The 18,211-nt window shown below is 70.5% G+C and carries 25 protein-coding genes and 1 tRNA gene; 15 read left to right on the top strand and 11 right to left on the bottom strand.

Going from position 1 to position 18,211, the window contains the following annotated elements; all coding sequences use genetic code 11:
- Positions 1-33 precede the first annotated feature (33 nt).
- Positions 34-525 (bottom strand): MarR family winged helix-turn-helix transcriptional regulator, encoded by a 492-nt coding sequence (locus tag ACZ3HQ_RS11660; protein WP_467509730.1) that lies wholly within the window; start codon positions 523-525, stop codon positions 34-36.
- A gap of 205 nt (positions 526-730) precedes the next feature.
- Here ACZ3HQ_RS11660 and ACZ3HQ_RS11665 point away from each other — a divergent pair, with 205 nt between their 5' ends.
- The gene (locus ACZ3HQ_RS11665) at positions 731-925 is read left to right on the top strand and encodes a hypothetical protein (RefSeq protein ID WP_451220856.1); all 195 of its coding nucleotides are present in this window, start codon (positions 731-733) and stop codon (positions 923-925) included.
- 108 nt (positions 926-1,033) lie between these two features.
- Here ACZ3HQ_RS11665 and ACZ3HQ_RS11670 read toward each other — a convergent pair whose 3' ends face one another.
- The 6 genes from ACZ3HQ_RS11670 to ACZ3HQ_RS11695 all read right to left on the bottom strand — a co-directional run bounded on the left by ACZ3HQ_RS11670 (position 1,034) and on the right by ACZ3HQ_RS11695 (position 5,548).
- Entirely contained in the window at positions 1,034-1,993 is a 960-nt protein-coding gene (locus ACZ3HQ_RS11670; protein WP_467509733.1) for an RNA polymerase sigma factor SigF, read from the bottom strand.
- Positions 1,994-2,306: 313 nt separating this feature from the next.
- A complete protein-coding gene (locus ACZ3HQ_RS11675) occupies positions 2,307-3,170 on the bottom strand; it encodes an RNA polymerase sigma factor SigF (protein ID WP_423511663.1) in 864 nt (287 codons plus the stop codon).
- Positions 3,171-3,356: 186 nt separating this feature from the next.
- Complete coding sequence (locus tag ACZ3HQ_RS11680) at positions 3,357-3,650, bottom strand: Dabb family protein (protein WP_467509735.1); 294 nt, start codon at positions 3,648-3,650, stop codon at positions 3,357-3,359.
- A 28-nt stretch (positions 3,651-3,678) separates the two neighbouring features.
- Positions 3,679-3,858 (bottom strand): hypothetical protein, encoded by a 180-nt coding sequence (locus ACZ3HQ_RS11685; RefSeq protein WP_130337669.1) that lies wholly within the window; start codon positions 3,856-3,858, stop codon positions 3,679-3,681.
- 383 nt (positions 3,859-4,241) lie between these two features.
- Entirely contained in the window at positions 4,242-4,793 is a 552-nt protein-coding gene (locus ACZ3HQ_RS11690) for a P-loop nucleotide/nucleoside kinase family protein (RefSeq protein ID WP_467509738.1), read from the bottom strand.
- Complete coding sequence (locus ACZ3HQ_RS11695; protein ID WP_467509740.1) at positions 4,790-5,548, bottom strand: GntR family transcriptional regulator; 759 nt, start codon at positions 5,546-5,548, stop codon at positions 4,790-4,792. The genes ACZ3HQ_RS11690 and ACZ3HQ_RS11695 overlap by 4 nt, the downstream gene beginning before the upstream one ends.
- A 458-nt stretch (positions 5,549-6,006) precedes the next feature.
- Between ACZ3HQ_RS11695 and ACZ3HQ_RS11700 the strand changes: the two genes are divergently transcribed.
- From ACZ3HQ_RS11700 to ACZ3HQ_RS11760, 13 genes are all read left to right on the top strand, one after another.
- Positions 6,007-6,276 carry a DUF6284 family protein gene (locus tag ACZ3HQ_RS11700; protein ID WP_467509742.1) on the top strand — a complete coding sequence of 90 codons (270 nt, stop codon included), beginning with the start codon at positions 6,007-6,009 and terminating at the stop codon, positions 6,274-6,276.
- Positions 6,273-6,560 (top strand): DUF6303 family protein, encoded by a 288-nt coding sequence (locus tag ACZ3HQ_RS11705; protein WP_467509744.1) that lies wholly within the window; start codon positions 6,273-6,275, stop codon positions 6,558-6,560. Before ACZ3HQ_RS11700 ends, ACZ3HQ_RS11705 begins: the two co-directional genes overlap by 4 nt.
- On the top strand, positions 6,557-7,411 hold the full coding sequence (locus ACZ3HQ_RS11710; RefSeq protein ID WP_467509746.1) for a protein spdB: 855 nt from the start codon (positions 6,557-6,559) through the stop codon (positions 7,409-7,411). The genes ACZ3HQ_RS11705 and ACZ3HQ_RS11710 overlap by 4 nt, the downstream gene beginning before the upstream one ends.
- A complete protein-coding gene (locus tag ACZ3HQ_RS11715) occupies positions 7,411-7,743 on the top strand; it encodes an RRQRL motif-containing zinc-binding protein (RefSeq protein WP_467510014.1) in 333 nt (110 codons plus the stop codon). The genes ACZ3HQ_RS11710 and ACZ3HQ_RS11715 overlap by 1 nt, the downstream gene beginning before the upstream one ends.
- Before the next feature lie 186 nt (positions 7,744-7,929).
- On the top strand, positions 7,930-8,247 hold the full coding sequence (locus ACZ3HQ_RS11720; RefSeq protein ID WP_467509748.1) for a hypothetical protein: 318 nt from the start codon (positions 7,930-7,932) through the stop codon (positions 8,245-8,247).
- 61 nt (positions 8,248-8,308) lie between these two features.
- On the top strand, positions 8,309-10,429 hold the full coding sequence (locus ACZ3HQ_RS11725) for an ATP-binding protein (protein ID WP_467509750.1): 2,121 nt from the start codon (positions 8,309-8,311) through the stop codon (positions 10,427-10,429).
- Between the two features lie 204 nt (positions 10,430-10,633).
- On the top strand, positions 10,634-11,092 hold the full coding sequence (locus tag ACZ3HQ_RS11730) for a hypothetical protein (RefSeq protein WP_467509752.1): 459 nt from the start codon (positions 10,634-10,636) through the stop codon (positions 11,090-11,092).
- Between the two features lie 42 nt (positions 11,093-11,134).
- Positions 11,135-11,386 (top strand): hypothetical protein, encoded by a 252-nt coding sequence (locus tag ACZ3HQ_RS11735; protein WP_467509754.1) that lies wholly within the window; start codon positions 11,135-11,137, stop codon positions 11,384-11,386.
- An 86-nt stretch (positions 11,387-11,472) separates the two neighbouring features.
- Entirely contained in the window at positions 11,473-12,378 is a 906-nt protein-coding gene (locus ACZ3HQ_RS11740) for a bifunctional DNA primase/polymerase (protein ID WP_467509756.1), read from the top strand.
- Positions 12,375-12,803, top strand: coding sequence for a hypothetical protein (locus ACZ3HQ_RS11745; RefSeq protein WP_467509758.1), 429 nt, complete (start codon positions 12,375-12,377; stop codon positions 12,801-12,803). Before ACZ3HQ_RS11740 ends, ACZ3HQ_RS11745 begins: the two co-directional genes overlap by 4 nt.
- Entirely contained in the window at positions 12,800-13,960 is a 1,161-nt protein-coding gene (locus ACZ3HQ_RS11750) for a DUF3631 domain-containing protein (RefSeq protein WP_467509760.1), read from the top strand. Before ACZ3HQ_RS11745 ends, ACZ3HQ_RS11750 begins: the two co-directional genes overlap by 4 nt.
- 189 nt (positions 13,961-14,149) lie before the next feature.
- Positions 14,150-14,386, top strand: coding sequence for an excisionase family DNA-binding protein (locus ACZ3HQ_RS11755; protein WP_467509762.1), 237 nt, complete (start codon positions 14,150-14,152; stop codon positions 14,384-14,386).
- Between the two features lie 11 nt (positions 14,387-14,397).
- Complete coding sequence (locus tag ACZ3HQ_RS11760) at positions 14,398-15,684, top strand: tyrosine-type recombinase/integrase (protein WP_467509764.1); 1,287 nt, start codon at positions 14,398-14,400, stop codon at positions 15,682-15,684.
- Positions 15,685-15,749: 65 nt separating this feature from the next.
- Here ACZ3HQ_RS11760 and ACZ3HQ_RS11765 read toward each other — a convergent pair.
- From ACZ3HQ_RS11765 to ACZ3HQ_RS11780, 4 genes are all read right to left on the bottom strand, one after another.
- Positions 15,750-15,834: transfer RNA gene (locus tag ACZ3HQ_RS11765), tRNA-Ser, on the bottom strand.
- Positions 15,835-15,914: 80 nt separating this feature from the next.
- The gene (gene tadA / locus ACZ3HQ_RS11770; protein ID WP_467509766.1) at positions 15,915-16,379 is read right to left on the bottom strand and encodes a tRNA adenosine(34) deaminase TadA; all 465 of its coding nucleotides are present in this window, start codon (positions 16,377-16,379) and stop codon (positions 15,915-15,917) included.
- Between the two features lie 35 nt (positions 16,380-16,414).
- Entirely contained in the window at positions 16,415-16,951 is a 537-nt protein-coding gene (locus ACZ3HQ_RS11775) for a tRNA adenosine deaminase-associated protein (protein WP_467510016.1), read from the bottom strand.
- Positions 16,952-17,234: 283 nt separating this feature from the next.
- The gene (locus tag ACZ3HQ_RS11780; protein WP_451220865.1) at positions 17,235-17,459 is read right to left on the bottom strand and encodes a hypothetical protein; all 225 of its coding nucleotides are present in this window, start codon (positions 17,457-17,459) and stop codon (positions 17,235-17,237) included.
- A gap of 96 nt (positions 17,460-17,555) precedes the next feature.
- Between ACZ3HQ_RS11780 and upp the strand changes: the two genes are divergently transcribed.
- Positions 17,556-18,191, top strand: a complete 636-nt coding sequence (upp, locus tag ACZ3HQ_RS11785; RefSeq protein WP_030806344.1) for a uracil phosphoribosyltransferase — start codon at positions 17,556-17,558, stop codon at positions 18,189-18,191.
- Positions 18,192-18,211: the final 20 nt, after the last annotated feature.

The raw sequence follows: 18,211 nt of genomic DNA on the forward strand, positions 1-18,211 counted from the left end.
GATGGTGTGGTCGTTGCCATGGGCTTCCTTTACTTACGTGATCGCGGGTGTACGGGTTTCTGCGGAAACGGGGGCGGCCGGTCTCGGCACACCGGAGCGGCAGTCGCCGAACGACGCGCGCAGCCGGCTCATGAGCTGGATGAGCTGGGCGACCTCGTCGTCGGTCCAGTCGCTCAGCCGCTCTTCGAGCAGCCGGCTGGTGCGCAGCGACAGCTCCGCGAGCTGGTCGTCGCCCGCGGGCGTCAGGCGCAGGATGCGCGAACGCTTGTCCGCCGGGTCCGGCGACCGCTCGATCCAGCCGCGCGCGGCCACGTGGGCGACATGCCTGCTGGTGACCGACATGTCGACGGCGAGCAGCTCGGCGAGCTTGCTCATGCGCATCTCCTCGTGGCGGCCGAGCAGGGTCAGCACGGCGGCCGAACCGGCCGGGCAGTCGGGCGGGAGTATCCGCCCGATGTCGCGCTTCACGGCACCGACGGCACTGAGCTGACGTGCCAGCTCCTCGAACTGCGCCTGCCCGGCCATCACACCTCCCGTATTCGTTGCTTTGGGCAACCATAGAGATGCTTGGTTGCTGTAGGCAAATAAATCGGCGGCCAACGGCGCAAAAACTTGGCAAAGGCAAGTATTGCGATCGTAAACATGCAGGTGGACGCGGGTGACCTGCCCGCCTCTGTCCCCATGGCCCCGCACTTGGGGTGGGCACCCGGATTCGCTAGTGTCTCGGCCCATGGCTAACACCCAGGGCCCCCAGGGCAATTACGACCCCGCAGGCAGCACTCAGATGTTCCGCGCGTTCGTCGACGAGACTCCCCCGGCTCGCCAGCAGGAGGCGGCTTCCTCCGGCCCCCGCGTCGGCCTGATCATCGGCGTCGTCGTGGCCGTGGCCGTCGTCGCGGCCGTCGCCTGGCTCGCGCTGAAGTGACCCCCGGCTCCGTCACGGAGCCCCTCGAAAGGCCCGCGGCCCGCGTCCGCGCCGAAGCGCGCGACACGGGCCGGGCGGGCCTTCTCGGTCCGTCGGTTCTCGGGTCCGTCAGTCCGAGACGAGACCCTCGCGGAGCTGGGACAGCGTCCGGGTCAGCAGCCGCGAGACGTGCATCTGCGAGATGCCGACCTCCTCGCCGATCTGCGACTGGGTCATGTTGGCGAAGAAGCGCAGCATGATGATCCGGCGCTCGCGCGGCGGCAGCTTGGCCAGCAGCGGCTTGAGCGACTCCCGGTACTCCACGCCCTCCAGCGCCGTGTCCTCGTAGCCGAGGCGGTCGGCCAGCGAGCCCTCGCCGCCGTCGTCCTCGGGGGCCGGGGAGTCGAGCGAGGAGGCGGTGTAGGCGTTGCCCACCGCCAGACCGTCGACCACGTCCTCCTCGGAGACACCGAGCGCGACCGCCAGCTCCGGCACGGTCGGGGAACGGTCGAGCCGCTGGGACAGCTCGTCGCTCGCCTTGGTCAGCGCCAGGCGCAGCTCCTGGAGCCGGCGCGGCACCCGCACCGACCACGAGGTGTCGCGGAAGAACCGCTTGATCTCGCCCACGACCGTCGGCATGGCGAACGTCGGGAACTCCACGCCCCGTTCGCAGTCGAAGCGGTCGATCGCCTTGATCAGGCCGATGGTGCCGACCTGGACGATGTCCTCCATCGGCTCGTTGCGCGAGCGGAACCGGGCCGCCGCGTACCGCACCAGCGGGAGGTTCAGCTCGATCAGGGTGTCCCGGACGTAACCCCGCTCGGGGCTGTCCTCACCGAGCGCGGCGAGCCGCAGGAACAGGGAACGGGACAGCGTGCGGGTGTCGATGTCCCCCGAGGGCACCGGAAGTTGTGCGGCCTCCTCGACGGCCGGGGCCACGTCGGGCGCCGGGGCCGGGACGGCGGGGGCGGGTGCGGCGTCGAGGGCCGGAGCACCCTCGAAGCCGTCGAGGACGTCGAGAGCGTCGAGCTTCTGCGGTGCTGCCACGGTCTTCGTGAGCACCTTCGAGCTGCCCTGTTCTGCGGACATGCCACCCCCTTTGGGTCGCGGGACGGTCGCGGCGCACTGCCCTGATCGGACAGCGCGGCCTTCACCTGAATACCGGAGCCGAAGCCTCGGCAAACGCGCTTCCCGCAGAATGTCACATGTCGGCAACGCGCTGTAGTGACATGTCGACACGTGAGACGCCAATAAGCCCTGGCAGAACGGGGTCTGACGGGCTTTCGGCGCACAATTGCCGACACTGTCGACGTGCCGTGATTCGCTCCTGACGGTGATCTTTCGATCCCGCATGCGAACGGGCTCTACCTGCTGTTTTCCGTTCCGTGCTCCCGTGCGCCGGTCATGCCTCGATCCGGTTGGCCGATCTGAGCCGCTGGAAGCTCCGGGCGAGCAGCCGGGAGACATGCATCTGGGAGACACCGAGCTCGGCGCTGATCTGCGACTGGGTCAGGTTGCTGTAGTAGCGGAGCAGCAGGATGCGCTGCTCGCGCTCGGGGAGCTGGACCAGCAGGTGCCGGACCAGGTCGCGGTGCTCGACGCCGTCCAGCGCCGGGTCCTCGTACCCGATGCGGTCCAGCAGTCCGGGCAGCCCGTCGCCCTCCTGCGCGGCCTCCAGCGAGGTGGCGTGGTACGAGCGGCCCGCCTCGATGCAGGACAGCACCTCCTCCTCGCTGATCCTGAGGCGCTCGGCGATCTCGGCGGTGGAGGGTGATCTGCCGAGCGCGGTGGTGAGGTCCTCGGTGGCCCCGTTCACCTGCACCCACAGCTCGTGCAGCCGGCGCGGTACGTGCACGGTGCGGACGTTGTCCCGGAAGTACCGCTTGATCTCGCCGACCACGGTCGGCATGGCGAAGGTGGGGAACTGCACGCCCCGGTCGGGGTCGAAGCGGTCGATGGCGTTGATCAGCCCGATGGTGCCGACCTGGACCACGTCCTCCATCGGCTCGTTGCGGGAGCGGAAGCGGGCGGCGGCGTAGCGCACCAGCGGGAGGTTGGCCTCGATGAGCGCCCCGCGGACCCGGTTGTGCTCCGGGGTGCCCGGCGTCAGGTTCTTCAGCTCGCCGAAGAGCACCTGGGTCAGGGCCCGGGTGTCGGCGCCCCGGCGCTTCTCGGGAGGGGGTGCGGCGGAGGGTTCGGCGGAGGGCTCGGGGAGGGTCGCGGGCGCCTCCGCCTGGGGCGGCGCAGTACTGGCCGACACGGTCAACGCCACCTCTTCATCGGTCAATCATCCGTCAAAAGCGGTCATAGCATCACAAGACATGTGCACTGTGTGCAAGCACCGCATAACGCCGTGTTGGCCCTCAAACGACGCCAATGGATGGATCGCCGGACACGGGAAAGCCCCCCCGCCGTAACGGCGGAGGGCTCGTGTTCCGGGGGCGCCCGGCCCTCAGAACTCGTAGTCGGCGATCACCCACGTGGCGAACTCCCGCCACAGCGCGACGCCCGCCTGATGGGCGGGGTGCTCCAGGTACCGCTGGAGGGCGCCGGTGTCCTCGACGGAGGAGTTGATCGCGAAGTCGTAGGCGATGGGGCGGTCGGTGACGTTCCAGCCGCACTCCCAGGAGCGCAGCTCGTCGATCTGCCCGCCGAGCGCGCGGAAGGCGGCCACGCCCTCCTGGACGCGCGGGTCGTCGCGCTCGACACCCTCGTCGAGCTTGAACAGGACCAGGTGCCGGATCATGCGACGTACCTCTTGCTCTTGCGGCCGGTCAGTTCTTCGCGCCGCCCACGACCCAGGTCATGAAGTCCCCGATGGCCCCGGCGGCGTCCGATATGCCCTCGAAGGCTATCTGGACGTAGTCGGCCGCCTTGGCCGGGTCGGTGATGATCACGTACATGGCGAAGACCACGAGCGCGAACACGACGATCTTCTTGGCGTTCACCGCCACCGCGGCCTCCCCTGTCTCTCGAAGTCCCTCGAACCCCACTGACCTGCCTGCGGCGGCGAGTGTAACCGCCACGGTCCTGCGCGCACCCAACAGGACGGCCACGATTGTCGATTGAGGGCCCCTGAGGCCCAAGGCCGGGACGCACGAAGGGCCCCGTCCGAAGACGGGGCCCTTCTCAAGCGGTAGCGGAGGGATTTGAACCCTCGGTGACTTGCGCCACACTCGCTTTCGAGGTCTGTTCGTACTGGTCAGAGCCGCATTCGAGGCAGTTCAGGCCCGTTCATTCCCGTACTCACGCCGTCCGCGTGAACCGCTGTGGACGGCATTGGACGGGGCTGAATGAGACGGAAACTGAGACGGAGCGCCCCGGGCTGACCTGCGCATTAACCATCCGAAGAGGCCAATAGGCCGAGGGCCGCAAGCACGGTTTCGGGGTCGCCCTCATACAAGAGGTGTGGTTCGTCCGGCTGAGGGGGGATGAACCGCGTCCGGTACCGCTGTAGGTCGCTCTCCGAGAAGAAGATGGAGTTGGGATCGCTCTCGTGGAAGTCGTTGCGCTTGCTGATCCGCGCCCAAAGCTGGTCGTGGCTGGCAGCCAGGTAGACGAGAACGGGGACAGCGCCGGCGTCTGTAGCGATGGCCTGCCACCTCGCTCGGTCCTCCGGGGTCCAAAAGCCGTGGTCGACCACCACGTCATTGCCTGCCTTGAGCTGTTCTCTGAGGTCAGCGGCCACATCTTCGAGAACCGGTCGCTCAAGCGTGGGAAAGATACCGCGGGGGAAGTCCACGCCGTAGACGCCATGCCGCCGGTACATCTCTTCATCGGGGCAGAGCCGTGCGAAGCCTCGGGCCGTGAGGACGCGTGAAAGCGTCGTCTTCCCTGAGCCGGGCAGTCCGGCCATCAGCACGCAGAACGGCGGACGGGGGATCGTCACGAGGAGACCTCCGACTCCGTACGCCATGTGCGGTTGGGTCCGCCGAGGTCTACACCGTATTCCACGATGTTTCCCTCGCTGTCGATGAACTTTGCAGTCATCACGACCACAGGTTCCGCAGGCGGGTTGTCGGGGTCAAGTTCCAAGAGGCGCGCGTCTTCAGGCGTGAGCAGTCGCGCGGATGCGGTGTCGATCCGGTGGCTGATCGGGTGACCGGTCGCCTGAGCGATGAGCTGAAGCGACGTTCCCCCCGTCAAACGCTCACTCGCCGCTAGCTGAGGGATCAGCTCGCCGTACTGAGCGGGAATCCACGACGTGCTGTGGGCCACGATGCCATGTCGATCCCTGTAGACCCGGCTACGGCGGATCACGTCGGCGCCGCGTTCGATGTCCAGCGCTTGTGCGACGTCTGCGGGCGCAGAGACCACGGACGCTTGGTGTGAGTCGGACCTCTCTCCCTGCCCCCAGCTAGAGCCGGTGCGCCGTCCCCGGTCTAGGCGCTGGGAACCCGAAGACATGGCGGCCGGCTGGTCCAACACCTCAGTTCCGATGCCGTGGATACCGCGAACGAGACCATCGTTGCGGAGCTTACGCAGGGCTTTCTCGGCGGTCGCGGTGCTTACCTTCCACTCTTCCGAGAGGTTCTTGATGCTCGGCAAGAGAGACCCCGGCTGAAGCTGACCGGACGAAATCAGCTCCGTGTAGTGGGCGGCAATCTTCGCGTAGGGCGCCCGATTGTCGGCCTGACCTGCCATGTCGGCTGCTCCTTGTCGTCACTTCCCTTAGGTTCCCTAGCTTACCGCTTGACACCGCAGGGAACCCTAGGGAACCTTAGGGATGTGCCCGACGGTCAGTCAGATCGGCCAACGGGTGCGGGATCTCGACATGCCCGGTTCCACGAAGGGCTGGTCGAGGTCAAGGGGCCCGGGACAGAGCGGGCCGAGGGACCCGGACCCCTGGTCAACCGGAGGGCTTGAGACCGAAAGGTCACATCTCCATACGCCTGAAACGGGAGCCCGTGTTCCCGAAGGAGACACACCCGCATGACCACAACTCCGCAGCTCACAACGCTGCGCCGGTTGCCTCCGCTGCTCGTCTCGTACGAGCAGCGCTGAGGGGAGCCGGATGTTCCGACTTCAACGGCGCGCGGCCCCGGTGCTCGAACACCGGGGCCGCTGTTCGGGCCGTTCCTCTCTGGAAGGAACCAGACCCAATGAGCCACATCGTTACTGTTCAGGACGCTGTTACCGCGTTCGCCGACTTCATGGAGCCCACCGACGCCGAGTTGGACGCGATCGAGCTGGAGATGCCGCTGATCCTGGCGGACGTCGACCTGCTCGACGCGCAGATCGTCACCCTCGACCGCACCCCGACCGAGCTGGACATCCGGCGCATCCGCCGGGCCCGTCGCCGGGCGCTCGCCGCGCGGGTCGCTCTGCTCAACCGGACGGCCGGCGCGCTCGCGCCGGGTGGTGCGGCATGAGCGGGACGAACCTGCCCGCGCTGCGGGCGCAGATGTCGCTGCGGGACGGCCGTGAGTGGCGCGTGTACGTGTGCGCCGGTTACTGGCCGACGCACTCGTTCGCTCGTGCGCTGCCGGTGCCGACCGTGACCGAGCGGGCGGAAGCGCTCGCGGTCCTCGGGTTCGAGCCGGTGCCGGGTGCGGTGTGGGACTGGTCGGAGGACGCGCAGGACGTCGGGGACCCGTTCTCGCCGGCCGTGCTCATCACCGGCGTGGCCGTGCGCCCGATCGGGGGTGCGCGGTGAAGGCCAAGACCGTACTGCCGGCCGTCGCGATGACGGCCGTCTCGATGGTCCTCACGCTGGCCGTGGTGGTGATGTGGCTGGGCACAGCGATGCCGTGGCTGGTCGCGCTGGTCGTCGGTCTCGGCATCGACGGCGGATGGCTGGCCACCCTCGCCTACGAACGCCGGCTCGCCGCGCAGGGAGACCACAGCCCCGTCGTGACCGCCGTCGGCTGGTGCTTCGGTCTGATCGCGGCCGGTGTTCTGGTCGCGCACGCGCTGACCGCCGAGTCGTCGGCCGGCGCGTGGCTGGCCGTGGCGTGGCTGCCGATCGCGGCGAAGGCGCTGTGGCTGGTGCACGGGCTGTGGGAGCGGACCGCGCTCACCCCGTCCGCGCTCGGAGCCATCCGGGGAATCCAGCAGGAGGCCCGGGACGAAGCGGCCGTGGCCCGCGCCCGACTGCGGGCGGAAGCGGCCACGGAGGAGACGCGGCTGACGGCCGTGACGGAGGCCGGAGCCCGCGTCGCACGCGTCCAGGCGAAAACCGCGCAGACCCTCGCGGGGGCGTGGTCGACGCTGGAGACGGCCCGGGACGGGGAGGACACCGGCAGGGCGCTGACCAGCGTGACGACCCGCGTCACACCCGGCGTCACACCCATGTGGGAACTGCCCGTCTGGGGCCCCTCGGAGCCCGTCCCGGCGCTGGAGACCGGACCCGCGTTGTCCGATGACGCGCTGGACGCCCTGGTGGACGCGATCCGCCTCAGCGAGGTGCCGGCGCTGTCGTACCGGGAGATGGCCGCCCGGTTCCGTGCGTCCGGCCACGCCGCCTCCGAGGTCCGCCTGCGGGCCGCGTGGAAGCGGGTCGCCTGATGGCCGCGCTGCCGGTCTACCGGTGGCGGCTCGCCCCGGACGGCTACGCCACCCGCCGACAACTCCGTGCGCGGGGTCTGCGGCCGGGTGGTCAGGAGGTGGCGGCGCAGCTCGAACGGCCGTGCCGCCGCCGGGGCCCGCTGGTCGCGTACCTGTACCGGGTCGACCTGGCCAAGCCGGTGCGCCCGATGACCCCGGCCCGGTGGGCGGCGCTCGCTGCGGCCAACCGTGCCCGCCGCGTCTGCCCGCGCTGCCGGCGGGAGGCGGGCTACGTCATCCCCTCTTCGCTCGGCACCTGCGTGCCCTGCGCGGAGCCGGCATCTGCCACCTGAACTGCGGCCACTCACACGAGGAGTCCTCCATGGCCTGGCACCCCTATTCCTGCTGCCCGGGCTGCCGCAAGCCCGTCCCGCAGCCGAACCCCCGCACGTGCCCGAAGTGCGGCATGCCCCTCAACCCCAACCCCCGCTGACCCGCCCCGCCGCCTGGCGACGAATTCGACAACTGGGAGCACCGACATGGGCAAGCGCGACACCCGCCGCCTGGACAAGGCGATCCAGCAGGCCACCCGCAACCTCGAAGCGGTCAAGAACCGGGAGATGTGGCCGCTGGACGGCCGCGAGCGCCGCGCCGTCCTCGGCGGCGCCGTCAGCGGCTCGTACCGGATCGCCCGGGGCCGGAGTGCCGGTGGTGCCGAGAGCCGGATCGACACCGCGTGGCAGAGCGCGGAGATCCGGCTGATCGCGGAGATCACCGCGTTGCAGACCGAGCGGACGCGGATCGTGCGCGAGGCCGCCGCCGACAAGGCCGCGAAGAAGTCCTCCGGCTGGTTCTGAACCGACCCGCCTCCCTCCCCAACTTCCGACCCCCCGAGGGGTCGTCAGGAGTCTTCCTGCCATGAGCGAAACCGTCGTTCACCTGCACGAGAGCCCTGAACCGTACACCCCCGACGCCTATCCCCCGCTGACCTTGGCCCCTGACTGGCAGGCACCTCCGGCGCCGTCGGTGCCGCTGTGGGTGCGCTCCGGACGCGCCCTGCGCACGGCCGTCACGCACGAGAACACCCGCACGACCGCCCGCGCGGTGGCCCGACACTCCCTCTACATCGCCGGCGGCGCCCGCATCGTCGGCAAGCGGGCGTGGGACGGCCGGACCGCCGCCCGCTACGAGCGGTACATGCGCACGGCGGAGGCGGCGGGGAACTTCGAGGCGGCGGCGGAGTGGGAGGAGCGCGGGCAGCGCTTCCGCGACGCCCGCCACCGCCGCCGTATGGACCTGCTGCACTCCCCGATGGACGCGGCCAAGGGCGCCGCCGCCACGGCCGGCATGGGCATGGGCGGGCTGGTCCTGCTCGGCATCGCCATGGCCATCGCCACGAAGGACGCCACCGAGATCGTCACGCCCCTCATGGCGGTCATCAAGTTCATCAACCTGATGGTCACCATCGTGCGCGTGGTGTGGGGACCGGCCGTGTCCGTTGCCCCGTTCCTCGCGCTGCTCGCCCTGTGGTCCGTCGGCGCACACCAGCAGGCCGCACCCCAGTGGGCGCTCCCCGACCGCGTCCGCAACGGCGAGGGCGAGCCCATCACGCCCTCGATCGTGGTCAAGGCCCTGCGCGACCTCGGGGTTCCGGCGCTGCGCAACGCCATCAAGGAGATGGGCGACGCCGGCGCGTCCATGCTGGGTCCGATCGTCATCGCCGGATGCGGCGTGGAGGTCGACGTCACGCTCCCGTCGGGGGTGTCGACCAACGAGGTGCAGAGCAAGCGCCGCAAGCTCGCCGAGAACCTGTCCCGGCACGAGCACGAGGTGTTCATCACCATCCCGACCGCCGCCCGCACCGTCCGGCTGTGGGTGGCCGACTCCGGTGCGCTCGATGAGCCGATCGGCCCGTCTCCGCTGGTCACCGACGAGACCATCACCGCCGACTACGCCAAGGGGAAGGCCCCGTGGGGTCAGGACCTGCGCGGCGACGCCGCTTCCTTGAGCCTGTATCAGCGGCACCTGCTCATCACCGGCCTGTCCAACCAGGGCAAGACCGCCGCGCTGCGAGCGCTCGCCCTGTGGCTTGCCCTCGATTGCACGGTTGAGTTCCGGGTCGCTGACCTTAAGGGCGCGGGTGACTGGGCCATGTTCGACGGGCTCGCCACCCGGCTGATTCAGGGCCCGACCGACGACCACGTGGTCGAGGCGACCGAGATGGTCGAAGGCGGGGTGTCGGAGATGGAACGGCGGTTGACCGCGCCTCCCGGCACGCAGTTCCCGCCGCTGATCGTGCTGGTCGATGAGGCGCAGGTCGCGTTCATGTGCCCGGCCAAGGATGAGGACAAGCGCCCCTACGGCGGGTCCAAGGCCACCTCCCGGTACTTCATGGCCGCCCGCAAGATTCACAACCAGGGTCGGGCCGTGAACGTGCTGCTGTGGCAGGGCACGCAGGACCCCACCGACCAGAACCTTCCCAAGCTCGTGCGGGAGGGTGCCCACACGCGTGCCTCGCTCGCGCTGGGCACGGAGTCTCAGGCGCGTATGGCGCTTGGGGACAAGGCCGTGGACGGCGGCGCGGCGCCGAACCTGCTGCGTCCGGGGCTGGACAAGGGCACGGTCGTGGTCGCCTCCGACGGGATCGCCATCCCCGCCGGTCAGGCGTCCATCACGGTGCGGACGCACTACATCGACACCGACACGGCCACCGAGATCGCGGACCGGGCCAAGGCCATGCGGGATGGGGTCACCACGCTGCGGGTCATCGACCGGGGCGAGGACCGCGACCCGCTCGCCGACATCGCCGGCGTTTTCGGGACCGCCACGCGGTTGTTCACGCAGGACGTTCTCAAGCGGCTCGCCGCGCTCAACGAGACGGCCTACGGCGCGTGGACGCCGGGCGACCTCCGGCGCGTGCTGGAGGGTACCGGTGCTGAGCCGTACAAGTCCGACGGGCGCATGGTCGTCGCCCACGACCGCGTCACCCGCGCGCTCGCCAACCGTGATGACGAGGGTTCCGCTTCCGCCTCCGAGTGACAGGGAGCCGACACCTCCCGGGTCAGGGAGTCAGGGAGAACTCCCTGGCAGCCTCCCTGACCCGCCTCCCTGGCTCTGACCAGCACGAATGATCGTGCAGGGAGTCAGGGAGGAACGCAGGTCAGCGCCCCTGAAACCCCCTCCACAGCCACCCCGCAAGGGGGTGGTTCCGCCTCCCTGACCGCGCACCGGAAGGGATTCCACATGTACCCCGAACACACCGCCGCCGCGCCCGTGCTGCGGGCCGTCGAGGTCCACCAGCCCACCCCTGCCGTCGCCATGCCGGCGCCCCTCATCCCCATGCAGCCGGCCACGGTCCCGGCGGTGGCGAGCGTGGTCCTGCCCGACGGCCGCGTCGTCACCGGCTACGCCGTCCACCCCGCACAGCCGGAGCCGATCACCGCGAAGCCGGTCGTCTCCCGCGCCGCGGTGAACGTCGCCCTCGGGGGCGTCGGGTTCCTCGCCGTGTGCGGCGGGCTGCTGATGCTCACCACCTTCATCACCGCCCTGACCGCGCTCATCACCCAGCTCATCACCCTCGCCGCCGTGCTGTTCGGCGGGTTCATCGCCGTGCAGGTCCTCACCGCCGGCCGCCACAACAGCGGCGGGACCACGGTGAACATCCGCCGGGCGGTCTTCAAGCGCAACCACTTCCACGGCTGACCAGAAAGGCCAACCACCTTGAAGCGAATCCGCCTTGAGGTCATGGACTACCCCCGCCGGACACTGGTCCTGACCGACACCCCCCGCCCCGACTGCCCCGACTGCGACGGCGTCGGCGGCATCGAGAGCTACTACGGCGACAACGACACCGGCGAGTACGCCGGCAGCGACTGGGACCCCTGCGACTGCGGCACCGAGTGGCGCATCGTCCTGCTGCCGCTCCCGCGCCTGCCCCGCTGGCTGCGCCGCAACGCCGCGCACCGCGACCCGTGGGGCGACGAACCGCCCTTCTAGATACGCCAAGGGCGGCCCCCGTCTCGCCAAAGTCACGGGCCGCCCTTGTCACCCAGCACCCTGCAACAGGACTGGAGACACCCAGCATGACCCAAGACCCCCGATCCGCGCTGCTACGCGCAGCACTGAACGCCGCCGCCCGCGGCTGGCACGTCTTCCCCCTGCGTCCCGGAGGCAAGCCGCCGGCACTGCACGGCGAGCAGTCCTGTCCCCGCACCGGCGAGTGCGCGAGCGGGCACCGGAAGTGGGAGGAGCGGGCCACCACCGACCCCGGCCGCGTCCGCGCCGCCTGGTCGCGGGCCCCGTTCAACGTCGGTATCGCCACCGGCCCCTCACGGCTGGTCGTCATCGACCTCGACATGCCCAAGGACAAGGGCAGTTCGGACGCGCCTTCCGGCGCGACGACCTTTCGAGCGCTCTGCGAGCGCGCCGGCCACGCCGTCCCCCACACCTACCGGGTGCGGACCGCGAGCGGCGGGGAGCACCTGTACTTCACCGCCCCCGACGGGGTCAGGCTCGCCAACACTGCCGGGACCGTGGCGACTTCGGTCGACACCCGCGCATGGGGCGGATACGTCGTCGCGGCCGGCAGCATCACCCCCGCCGGACCGTACGAGGCTCTGTGCGGCCCTGAGGCGGCCGTACTGCCCCCGTGGCTCCAAGGCGTCCTGCAACCCGCCCCCAAGGCGCCTCAGGCCCCCTCGACGGCCGTCACGGGGCAATCCCGCCGATACGCGGATGTAGCACTCACCGCGGAGACACGAAACGTCGCATCGGCCCAACAGGGTTGCCGCGAGGGGACGTTGTTCCGGGCGGCGCGCGCGTTGGGGCGGTTCGTCGCGTGGGGCGACCTCCCCCGACATGTGGTGGAGCAGGCTCTTCAGGAGGCGGGGGAGGCGGCCGGACTGTCCGCGGCCGAGTGCCGCTCGACGCTCCGTAGCGCGCTGAACTGGTCCATCTCCCACAACCAGGCACGCCGGGCGGCGGCATGAACCACCCCTCCCGTCCCCGCCTGAAGAGCATCACCACCATCCCCGCCGGGCCGTGCGCCGCCGAACCGGCCGCGTCGCCGGCGGCCGTGGGCGAGCCGAAAGGCGCCGCCCGCAAGGGCGTCGTAACTGCCCTTCGCTCGAACCGGTTCCGGACCGCCGACGTGCGCCCCAGCGCTGATCCGACGCCGGAGCGGCCCGGTATCCGGATCTTCGCTCCGCCGGTCTACCGCGACCACTGGGACGGGGCCCGCTGGTCCACGCGTCCCGGCGCCACCCCCACCGCCGCCTACGCCTGCGCGTGCGGGGAGACCGCCACCGCCACGGGCACGGACGCCGTGGCCGCACTCGTCTGGGAGTACGCCGCTCACACGTCCGCCTGCACCGGCACACCCGCCTCGCTCACCGACGGGAGGAACGCCGCATGACCCCCACGCCCATCGACGGGGCCGCGCTGCTCAACGAGGTGGAAGCCTTCCACCGGCGCTTCAACGTCTTCCCCACCGAAGCCGCCTACGTCGCCGTCGCCCTCTGGGACGCCCACGCCCACCTGCTCGACTGCTTCGACTCCACCCCGCGGCTCGCGTTCCTGTCCCCGGAGCCCGGATCGGGCAAGTCCCGCGCGCTGGAAATCGTGGAAACCCTCGTGCCACAGCCCATGGTCGCGGTGAACGCCTCCGCCGCCGCCCTGTTCCGCGCCGTGTCCGGGCAGAACGGCCGACCCACGATCCTGTTCGACGAGATCGACACGATCTTCGGCCCGAAGGCGGGCGACAACGAGGAACTGCGCGGCTTCCTGAACGCCGGCCACCGCCGCACCGGGGTCACCTACCGGTGCATCGGCGACGGCGGCAACCAGACCGTTCAGGCGTTCCCCTCGTACTGCGCGGTCGCGGTCGCCGGACTCGGCTCCCTCCCGGACACGATCCTGACCCGCTCCGTCGTCATCCGCATGCGCCGCCGCGCCCGCAACGAGCGGGTGGAGCCCTTCCGGGCCCGCGTCCACGAGGCGGAGGGGCACAAGCTCCGTGACCGACTCGCCGACTGGACGGAGCAGGCACGCGGGTTCGTCATGGGCGCCTGGCCCGACATGCCCGACGGTGTCACCGACCGCCCGGCGGACGTGTGGGAACCGCTGCTCGCCGTCGCCGACGCGGCCGGCGGGGACTGGCCGCGCCGGGCGCGGGAGGCGTGCGTGACGCTGGTCAAGGCCGCGCAGTACACCGACAAGCACAGTCTCGGTATCCGGCTGCTGACCGACCTGCGGGATCACGTGCTGATCGGTGTGGACCGGTTGCCCACCATCGCCATCCTGGACCGGCTCAACGCCCTGGACGACGCGCCGTGGGCCGATCTGGACGGCAAGGCGCTCGACAACCGCAGGTTGTCGCGGATGCTCGGGGAGTACATGACCGGGGACAACGAGCCGATCCGGTCCCGGAACATCCGCACGACCGGCGGTGTCCTCAAGGGCTTCCACGCCGTCGACCTGACCGACGCGTGGTCCCGCTACTGCCCTGCCCCCCAGGGCTCCGCTACATCCGCTACGCCGCTACAGCCCAGCTCAGAGCCCCTGAATCTGTAGCGGCACCGCAGCGTGTAGCGGCTACGCACGCCAACCCGCAATGCGTGCGTAGCCGCTACACGCCACCCCTCCGCTACAAAAAACCAGCCGCTGACCTGCGATGTAGCGGCGTAGCGGATGTAGCGGACTTCTCGGAAGGGGGCCGAAGAGCCCCCGCTCCTCCCCGCGAGACGAAGGAGCACCACGCGCATGGACACGGCCCGACTCGCCGAAGTCGTAGACCCCTCCCTTGTGCTGCTGACCGTCGAAGAGGCCGCCCGTCGCCTCCAGATCGGTCGAACCGTCTGCTACCGGCTCATCAGCTCCGGAGAGCTGGAGTCCATCACCGTCGGCCACCTCCGCAGGGTCCCGGCCGACGCCGTCCCGGAGTTCGTTTCCCGCCTCCGCAAGACCGCACGTACCACGCACACCGCCCACGCCGCCTGAGGAGCACCTGTATGGCCGAAGAGAAGAACGACAAGAAGCGCACCCGACAGCCCAACGGTCGAAGCTCGATCTACCTCGGCAAAGACGGCAAGTGGCACGGCCGCGTCACCGTCGGCATCCGCGACGACGGCACGCCGGACCGCCGCCACGTCGAGCGCAAGACCCGGGCCGAAGTGACGGCCGCCGTCCGTGAACTGGAGAAGCAGCGCGACGCCAAGACCCTCGCCAAGCCGGGGAAGCCCTGGACGGTCAAGACGTGGCTGACCCACTGGGTGGAGACCATCGCACCGCTCGCGGTGAACGAGAACACCATGGTCGGCTACGGCGTCGCCGTCCGAAAGCACCTGATCCCCGCCCTCGGTGCCCACCGGCTCGACAAGCTCAGGCCGGAACACATCGAGCACTTCTACGGGAAGATGCAGGCCGATGGCCGTAAGGCCGGCACGATTCACCAGATCCACCGGACCTTCCGCGCCGCGCTGAACGAGGCGGTACGGCGTGGCCACCTCGGACGGAACCCTGTCCAGCTCGCCAAGGCGCCCCGCCTGCGGGAAGAGGAGGTGGAGCCGTACACCGTCGAAGAGGTGCAGCGGCTCCTGCGGACCGCCGACGACCGCCGGAACTCTGCACGCTGGGCCGTGGCGCTTGCGCTCGGGCTCAGGCAGGGTGAGGCTCTGGGTCTCAAGTGGACCGATGTGGACCTGACGCGAGGTGTTCTGATGGTCCGTCGGAGCCGCCGCCGCCCGCGATACGCCCACGGATGTGGGGACACCTGTGGCAGGAAGGCGGGCTACTGCCCGCAGCGTCAGCGGACCAACCCCGAGACGGCAGACACCAAGTCTCGCGCGGGCCGGCGCGCTGTGGGCTTGCCCTCACAGCTTGTGGACCTGCTCAGGCTGCACCGCACCAGGCAGGACGCCGAACGCACGGCGGCCGGCGACGACTGGGCCGACGAAGGGTGGCTGTTCGCGACGCCGACCGGGCGGGGCACATCCCCTCGAACGGACTACGACGACTGGAAGGAACTGCTCGCAGCGGCCAAGGTCCGCGATGGGCGCTTGCACGACGCGCGTCACACGGCCGCTACGGTCCTGCTCATCCTCGGAGTCTCCGAACGGGCCGTGATGGGCCTCATGGGATGGTCGACAACGGCCATGGCTGCGCGGTACCAACACATGGTGGACAGCGTCCGGAGCGAGGTCGCGCAACGGGTCGACGGACTCATCTGGAAGTCACCCGGAGACGGGGCGGACGACGATGACGACGGGCTCGCCGGGGCCCTCGTACCGGCCAACTGAGACGGAAACTGAGACGGACGCCGAAGAGGCGCCAAGCTCAATGAGCCTGGCGCCTCTTCTACCTGCGGTAGCGGAGGGATTTGAACCCTCGGTGACTTGCGCCACACTCGCTTTCGAGGCGAGCTCCTTCGGCCGCTCGGACACGCTACCGAGGGAGACCTTACAGCAAGGTGCCCCATGGGCAGAAATCGATACCCGGAGCCTCTCCCAGCAGGGCTTTCGGCGCCTCTTCAGCGCCCTCTGAAGAACTCCGTCAGCGGCCGGGCGCACTCCTCGGCGAGCACGCCCTCCACGACCTCGGGCCGGTGGTTGAGCCGCCGGTCGCGTACGACGTCCCAGAGCGAGCCGGCCGCGCCCGCCTTGTCGTCGCGGGCGCCGTAGACGACCCGGTCGACGCGGGACTGCACCAGGGCGCCCGCGCACATCGTGCACGGCTCCAGCGTCACCACCAGCGTGCAGCCGGTCAGCCGCCACTCGCCGAGCGCGGCGGCGGCCCGGCGCAGCGCCAGCACCTCGGCGTGGGCGGTCGGGTCGCCGGTCGCCTCGCGCTCGTTGTGCCCGGTGCCCAGCACGGTGGTGCCGTCCGGGCCGAGCACGACGGCGCCCACCGGGACGTCACCGCCGAGCGCGGCCCGCCCGGCCTCGGCCAGGGCGAGCCGCATCGCGGGACGCCAGGGGTCGCGCACCGGGTCCATGTTCCTCGGGGGCCTCGGGATCTCGTGCGGCGCGGTCAGCGGACGGTCTCCAGTACCTCCGAGGCGCCCAGCACCTCGGCGATCGTGCCCAGGGCGTCATTGGCGTCCAGGGCACGCAGCTCCCTCTCGCCGATCCCGAGATCGCCGAGGATCTCGCGGTCGCCGACCGGGCTGTGCGGGACGGCTTCGCCGTCCGGGGCTTCCTCGGCCTCCTCCGGCTCCTCGGACTCGCCGTCCTCGGTGCCGTCGAGGTCCAGGGAGTCGAGGTCGGGACCGTCGTCGGCGCCGGGCTCGCGGCCCAGCAGCTCATCGGTGAGGAGCAGCTCCCCGTAGGCGCTGCGGGCTGCTGCGGCGGCGTCGGAGACGTAGATACGGGGGTCCTCCTCCCCGTCCACCCGGACGACCCCGAACCAGGAGTCCTCCTGCTCGATCAGGACGAGCACCGTGTCCTCCTCCGGCGACGCCTCACGGGCGAGGTCGGCCAGATCGGACAGGGTCTCCACATCGTCGAGCTCCGTGTCGCTCGCTTCCCACCCGTCTTCGGTGCGCGCGAGCAGTGCGGCGAAGTACACCGTGACTCTCCCACTGGTCATAGGTGTGCCGGTCGGGGGGTCCCCCCGGCGGAGGTCCGGGCGGGGGAGCAGGTGCGCTCCGGGGTCCGCCCACTGGGAATCGTGGCAGAAACAAGTCGCTCAGGGGACGTCTTCGGCTCCCTGTGTCCGGCTGTTTCGGTCGTCCGTCACCGAACGGCCGACCGTGGGTCCGTGAAGGGCTCACCAGCACACCCGTCGCCGCCACCTGCGGATCGTACGCGGCGTCGCGAGCGCCGATGACAGGACCGTACGACGGCCGGGGCTACCAGCGGAACGTTCGCATGCGCATGGCGTGGCGCAGCCGGGCCGCCTTGGCGCGGCGCGGCTGGACCCGGTCGCGCAGTTGCCGGGCCTCGGCCAGGTCCCGGAGGAACTGGGCCCGCCGGCGCCTGCGTTCGGCGTCCGTCTCGGGCCGCGGGGGCCTGAAGGGTCCGGTCTCCCCGGTCGTCGCCGGGCCGTTGTTCGGCAGGTTCGGCAGGTCAGCCACGGTTTCACCACCCCGGTCGGTCCTGTGCGCATTCCCCCGGACGGGCGGTTTGATGCCGAGACGAGGCACAGGGCGGGCACGGTTACTGTTGAAGGCATGCGTCTCCACGTCGTCGACCACCCCCTGGTCGCTCACAAGCTCACCACGCTGCGCGACCAGCGCACCGACTCCGCGACCTTCCGCCGTCTCGCCGACGAGCTGGTCACCCTGCTCGCCTACGAGGCCACGCGGGACGTGCGCACCGAGGCCGTCGACATCCAGACCCCGGTCGCCCGGACCACCGGCGTCAAGCTCGCCCGCCCGCGCCCGCTGGTGGTGCCGATCCTGCGCGCCGGCCTCGGCATGCTGGACGGCATGGTCCGGCTGCTGCCGACCGCCGAGGTGGGCTTCCTGGGCATGATCCGCAACGAGGAGACGCTCCAGGCGGAGACCTACGCCTCCCGTATGCCGGACGACCTGTCCGGCCGCCAGGTGTACGTCCTGGACCCGATGCTGGCCACGGGCGGCACCCTGGTCGCGGCCATCCGCGAGCTGATCGGCCGCGGCGCCGACGACGTGACCGCCGTGGTCCTGCTGGCCTCCCCCGAGGGCGTGGAGATCCTGGAGCGCGAGCTGGCCGGCACCCCGGTCACCGTGGTCACCGCCGCGGTGGACGAGCGGCTGAACGAGCAGGGCTACATCGTGCCGGGCCTGGGCGACGCGGGCGACCGCCTGTACGGCGCGGCCGAGTAGGCACGAGGACGGCGAGAAGG

It is taken from the genome of Streptomyces sp. NPDC018263 (assembly GCF_055562575.1).

Excerpts from the sequence above, each read along its gene's own strand:
- ACZ3HQ_RS11660 (WP_467509730.1), bottom strand. The coding sequence starts at position 525 with ATGGCCGGGCAGGCGCAGTTCGAGGAGCTGGCACGTCAGCTCAGTGCC.
- ACZ3HQ_RS11665 (WP_451220856.1), top strand. The coding sequence starts at position 731 with ATGGCTAACACCCAGGGCCCCCAGGGCAATTACGACCCCGCAGGCAGC.
- ACZ3HQ_RS11670 (WP_467509733.1), bottom strand. The coding sequence starts at position 1,993 with ATGTCCGCAGAACAGGGCAGCTCGAAGGTGCTCACGAAGACCGTGGCA.
- ACZ3HQ_RS11680 (WP_467509735.1), bottom strand. The coding sequence starts at position 3,650 with ATGATCCGGCACCTGGTCCTGTTCAAGCTCGACGAGGGTGTCGAGCGC.
- ACZ3HQ_RS11695 (WP_467509740.1), bottom strand. The coding sequence starts at position 5,548 with ATGGCAGGTCAGGCCGACAATCGGGCGCCCTACGCGAAGATTGCCGCC.
- ACZ3HQ_RS11700 (WP_467509742.1), top strand. The coding sequence starts at position 6,007 with ATGAGCCACATCGTTACTGTTCAGGACGCTGTTACCGCGTTCGCCGAC.
- ACZ3HQ_RS11705 (WP_467509744.1), top strand. The coding sequence starts at position 6,273 with ATGAGCGGGACGAACCTGCCCGCGCTGCGGGCGCAGATGTCGCTGCGG.
- ACZ3HQ_RS11715 (WP_467510014.1), top strand. The coding sequence starts at position 7,411 with ATGGCCGCGCTGCCGGTCTACCGGTGGCGGCTCGCCCCGGACGGCTAC.
- ACZ3HQ_RS11720 (WP_467509748.1), top strand. The coding sequence starts at position 7,930 with ATGGGCAAGCGCGACACCCGCCGCCTGGACAAGGCGATCCAGCAGGCC.
- ACZ3HQ_RS11725 (WP_467509750.1), top strand. The coding sequence starts at position 8,309 with ATGAGCGAAACCGTCGTTCACCTGCACGAGAGCCCTGAACCGTACACC.
- ACZ3HQ_RS11730 (WP_467509752.1), top strand. The coding sequence starts at position 10,634 with ATGTACCCCGAACACACCGCCGCCGCGCCCGTGCTGCGGGCCGTCGAG.
- ACZ3HQ_RS11735 (WP_467509754.1), top strand. The coding sequence starts at position 11,135 with ATGGACTACCCCCGCCGGACACTGGTCCTGACCGACACCCCCCGCCCC.
- ACZ3HQ_RS11740 (WP_467509756.1), top strand. The coding sequence starts at position 11,473 with ATGACCCAAGACCCCCGATCCGCGCTGCTACGCGCAGCACTGAACGCC.
- ACZ3HQ_RS11745 (WP_467509758.1), top strand. The coding sequence starts at position 12,375 with ATGAACCACCCCTCCCGTCCCCGCCTGAAGAGCATCACCACCATCCCC.
- ACZ3HQ_RS11750 (WP_467509760.1), top strand. The coding sequence starts at position 12,800 with ATGACCCCCACGCCCATCGACGGGGCCGCGCTGCTCAACGAGGTGGAA.
- ACZ3HQ_RS11755 (WP_467509762.1), top strand. The coding sequence starts at position 14,150 with ATGGACACGGCCCGACTCGCCGAAGTCGTAGACCCCTCCCTTGTGCTG.
- ACZ3HQ_RS11760 (WP_467509764.1), top strand. The coding sequence starts at position 14,398 with ATGGCCGAAGAGAAGAACGACAAGAAGCGCACCCGACAGCCCAACGGT.
- tadA (WP_467509766.1), bottom strand. The coding sequence starts at position 16,379 with ATGGACCCGGTGCGCGACCCCTGGCGTCCCGCGATGCGGCTCGCCCTG.
- upp (WP_030806344.1), top strand. The coding sequence starts at position 17,556 with ATGCGTCTCCACGTCGTCGACCACCCCCTGGTCGCTCACAAGCTCACC.